The 3,725-nt window shown below is 37.7% G+C and carries 6 protein-coding genes; 1 reads left to right on the forward strand and 5 read right to left on the reverse strand.

The features are described 5' to 3' along the window. Positions 1-231 precede the first annotated feature (231 nt). From DP116_RS27510 to DP116_RS27520, 3 genes are all read right to left on the reverse strand, one after another. Positions 232-573, reverse strand: a complete 342-nt coding sequence (locus DP116_RS27510) for a DUF5615 family PIN-like protein (RefSeq protein ID WP_169158151.1) — start codon at positions 571-573, stop codon at positions 232-234. After that, complete coding sequence (locus tag DP116_RS27515) at positions 573-896, reverse strand: DUF433 domain-containing protein (RefSeq protein WP_169158152.1); 324 nt, start codon at positions 894-896, stop codon at positions 573-575. The genes DP116_RS27510 and DP116_RS27515 overlap by 1 nt, the downstream gene beginning before the upstream one ends. Before the next feature lie 84 nt (positions 897-980). Then, positions 981-1,133, reverse strand: coding sequence for a hypothetical protein (locus DP116_RS27520; RefSeq protein ID WP_169158153.1), 153 nt, complete (start codon positions 1,131-1,133; stop codon positions 981-983). A 3-nt stretch (positions 1,134-1,136) separates the two neighbouring features. Between DP116_RS27520 and DP116_RS27525 the strand changes: the two genes are divergently transcribed. After that, positions 1,137-2,948 carry a hypothetical protein gene (locus tag DP116_RS27525; RefSeq protein WP_169158154.1) on the forward strand — a complete coding sequence of 604 codons (1,812 nt, stop codon included), beginning with the start codon at positions 1,137-1,139 and terminating at the stop codon, positions 2,946-2,948. A 12-nt stretch (positions 2,949-2,960) separates the two neighbouring features. Here the strand turns inward: DP116_RS27525 and DP116_RS27530 are convergent, their stop codons facing one another. Together DP116_RS27530 and DP116_RS27535 are read right to left on the reverse strand one after the other, a co-directional pair. After that, positions 2,961-3,104, reverse strand: a complete 144-nt coding sequence (locus DP116_RS27530) for a hypothetical protein (protein WP_211173545.1) — start codon at positions 3,102-3,104, stop codon at positions 2,961-2,963. After that, on the reverse strand, positions 3,088-3,378 hold the full coding sequence (locus DP116_RS27535) for a type II toxin-antitoxin system Phd/YefM family antitoxin (RefSeq protein WP_169158155.1): 291 nt from the start codon (positions 3,376-3,378) through the stop codon (positions 3,088-3,090). The genes DP116_RS27530 and DP116_RS27535 overlap by 17 nt, the downstream gene beginning before the upstream one ends. Positions 3,379-3,725: the final 347 nt, after the last annotated feature.

The raw sequence follows: 3,725 nt of genomic DNA on the forward strand, positions 1-3,725 counted from the left end.
ATCAACAATTGCAACGCCGCCCCCGCCCGCTGTGCTAATAATTTCGCCAAGGCTAAACGGATTGCAAAGTTAATTCTAAACGCTTCCCCACCAGAGTAAGTTTCATAAGCCCGCATCCCGGAGATCGCAAGACATTGTTAAAGCCGTGGCGATAGCTTCGCTGCAGCATAGCGGCAGATCGCTCTTAACTTCCGCAGGTAAGCATACACTATCGTCTACACACAATCTTGTTCATCTGGCAGGACGCACCACACTAACCAACTTACCAGCCAAAGGTTCCCCTGCCAAAATAGCTGCATTAATTCGCTTTGCTAATCCACTTCTATCTACATCATCCGTACAAACAATAATACCAGCATGACTGGGTACATAGCGATGCAAACGTTTGAAGTCTCTGCGGTTTAGGGTTAAAACAACACGCTCGTTACTACTTGCAAATGCGAGAACTTCATCATCAGGTATTTTTAAATTAGCCTTTCCTGCTTCTTGGACGGTAACAACATCATGCCCCAAATCGCGTAAATGCTCCACAACCTCATAGGGAAACTGTTCATCTGCATACAAACGAGCCATTATTCTTCATTCTCCCGAATGGCTGTTGTTATTTCCTCTGGATATACTGTCGCATAAACCCAGGCGTTGGCTAAGTCTGTCGCAGATAAAGTTGGATAGTCTTTCAAAAGTTGAGCTTCGCTAATACCTAAATTACGAGCATTAACTAACACCCAAATAGGAATGCGGGTTCCACTAATACAAGCATCTCCACCACATACACCTGGGGTTTTCTCGATTCCACGCCAAGGATTTCCTAAACTTTGAGCTAATATCTGAATCGCCTGTGCTTTTTCATTTGGTGTTAAGGCAAGTAGTTCTGGTTCCAACTTTTGAAGCGTCATAGCATTACTACCAACCTAAAAAGACTATAACTATATTTGAATATTCTAACCCATGCTCAATATGCTTCTCCACCAGAGTAAGTCTCATAAGCCCGTGTCCCGGAGATAGCAAGACATTGTTAAAGCCGTAGCGATCGCTTTGCTGCAGCATAGCGGCAGATCGCTAGGAACTTCCGCAGGTGGGCGTACATCTAAGTTACCATACTGAACAAATGGTAAAAAATCAGTCGTTCTCACATTATGTATGAAGCTTTCATTGATTTAGATGAATTAATAGTACGTTGTAGAGATAAACAAGCAAGGAAGTTTATCAAAGAAGCAGTAGCTTGTTATAGAGCAGGAGCATACCGTTCTTGTATTGTGGCAACATGGAATGCAGTAGTATTTGATTTTCTTCATAAACTTACAGAATTAAAGCTTTTAGAAGATAAAGAAGCATCAAACTTATTGGAACAATTTGAAAAACTGAGTTCCGAAAAAAAGGTCAAAGAGCTTTGGCAGTTTGAGTCAGATATTCCCAAAAAAGCGCTCAACCCATTTGAATTAATCTCGACTGTTGAGAAGTCAGATATTGAAAGATTATTTGAAGATAGAAGCCGATGCGCTCATCCCTCAATGACATCTTTGGAGGAACCATTTGAGGCTACAGCAGAATTAGCACGCTATCACTTAAGAAGTGCTATTACACACCTTTTAGAAAGACCACCAGTTCAAGGTCGTGCAGCCCGTGAAAGAATTTTCCAAGATATTAAGTCTGAGTATTTCCCAACAGACTCAGAACTGGCGATAAAGTATTTTCAAAAAAGTCCGTTAGCTCGCGCTCGCTTGGCTCTTATTAAAGATGTTGTTAGAGGATTAACAATAAACTTGTTAACAGAAAATCTTCCCGAAGACGAAAGAGAACGTCAATTCTCTGCAATTCATGCAATTTCAAGTATGTATCCTGAACAAACAAGAGAAATATTGAATGAGAAATTATCTGATATTATTCTGAACAAAGTCGTTGATACAAATTGGGAGAAAGTAATTATCTACTTAGCAGATGTTAAAATTTGGGACACTCTTACTGAGCCGTGCCAATTAAAAGCGGTAGCCTTTATCGAAAAGCTTAACATATTTGACACATCAAGATATTATCTATGCGAGCAAAATGTTTATATATTCTTTAAAGCTGCTCAAATAAGTTTTTTAAAAGAAGCTATATACGTTAAGCTTCAACTGCTTACTCTGAAACAACTACTTTCTCTCAAGGAATTTTGCCAAGAAAAACTACAAAATAGCTCAATCAATGAAGTTATGGAATCTCTACTAGAAAAAGCTATTCCCCAAGCTAGTTTTAATGAATTAGTTTCAATGATATCAAAGGACAATAATTCTTGGAATGAGAAAATTTATTTGTATTTAATGGAAAAAATTAAAGAAGCCTCTCTCAAAGGAATTTTCTGCAACTTATCAGAAATCACACAAGAAGAAAAGTTACTAAAAATCACTGAACAACGGCTGCTCTATTTACTAGAGAATGCTTCTCTAGAAAAGTTACTTCAAGTGAGTAAATATTATGTCTATAAATTATCTGGCAGCAATCTAGAAAGTGCGATTGAATTACTGAAGACTTCAATTATAAAACTTTCTCAACAAGTAGAATTTGATAAATTAATACTCATGAAATCAAATTATAGTAACGAATTCCTCGATGACTTATTAAAACCTATCTTGATAGAAAATCTTCCTAAAATAGTAAGTAATTTTAGATTATCAGACTCATATGATGATGCCGCTTTCAATGCTAATATATTACTTGAGATAGCCGATTCTTTAAGTCCTGCAGAATGGGAATCTATTCTAAAAGCGTTCTGCGAAAATGATCAGATATACGATTCACGTGGTTGTCCTAGCATTTTTGAATCTCTCTTCAATAAATCTAGAAAGCTTAATAATTGTGTAGAGCCTTATTGGTTATCTTTCAGAGAAAATCTAAATACGTTTGGCAGTAGTTATAAAAAGATTAATAAATTGAAACAGCTAATTGATTCTTACCTTCCGATTAAGTGATTTTTTTGCTGTCTAGTACCTTACATCATCAAATATAGTATCCATCAATTCCCGAAACCACTTATCCGCATAAACAGGATTTTGCTCTCTCAACCAAGAATAAGCAGCCTCAATTTCTGCATTTGCTGTTCGAGTCATTCTAACTTGAAATGCCATACTTTTGTCGCATTTCTTGTTCAAATTCGCTCAAGGTAGTGGTTCTACCTGCTTCGACATCTTCCAATCCCTTGTTGATTCCAGCAATAGCTTCCAACTTCTCCAAAGCATCAAGCAGCTTTTGGTAAGATTCAGCATCTTGGACGACAAGTTCGGCTTTACCATTAACTGTCAGCACTACAGGTTTTCCCGTCTGCTTCATCTGTTCTAGGAATTCCAGCGTATTGCGTTTAAAGCTGGAGAGTGAATGTATATCTCGGCTGATGTTTATCATTGGGTTGATTATGCACTAAATTTGCACTTAATTTAATGCTATAGCAATCCTAAATCATTTGTAAAATTCTCTCTTCTTTCTTTTCTTGGCGTTCTTGGCGTCTTGGCGGTTCGATATTTTTACAACTCAAATAGGATTGCTATATTTCACCCAAAAGCTTTTTAGATGTTTGGTGCAGTCTTAAATCAACAATCGCACCTGTGAACCCTGCTGAGTTTTATTCACTTCAATTCGGGCTTGAAAAGCTTCTTTGAGGTGAGGCATATGAGTTACAGTGAGGATACAAGCAAAATCAGAGGCGATCGCATTAATCGCTGCAATCAGGCGATCGCATCCTTCTGCATCTT

Source organism: Brasilonema bromeliae SPC951 (assembly GCF_012912135.1).
In the GTDB taxonomy this organism is placed as follows: Bacteria; Cyanobacteriota; Cyanobacteriia; order Cyanobacteriales; family Nostocaceae; genus Brasilonema; species Brasilonema bromeliae.

What these genes read in the sequence shown, in the direction of transcription:
- DP116_RS27510 (WP_169158151.1), bottom strand. Translation starts at nt 573, where the DNA reads ATGGCTCGTTTGTATGCAGATGAACAGTTTCCCTATGAGGTTGTGGAG.
- DP116_RS27515 (WP_169158152.1), bottom strand. Translation starts at nt 896, where the DNA reads ATGACGCTTCAAAAGTTGGAACCAGAACTACTTGCCTTAACACCAAAT.
- DP116_RS27525 (WP_169158154.1), top strand. Translation starts at nt 1,137, where the DNA reads ATGTATGAAGCTTTCATTGATTTAGATGAATTAATAGTACGTTGTAGA.
- DP116_RS27530 (WP_211173545.1), bottom strand. Translation starts at nt 3,104, where the DNA reads ATGGCATTTCAAGTTAGAATGACTCGAACAGCAAATGCAGAAATTGAG.
- DP116_RS27535 (WP_169158155.1), bottom strand. Translation starts at nt 3,378, where the DNA reads ATGATAAACATCAGCCGAGATATACATTCACTCTCCAGCTTTAAACGC.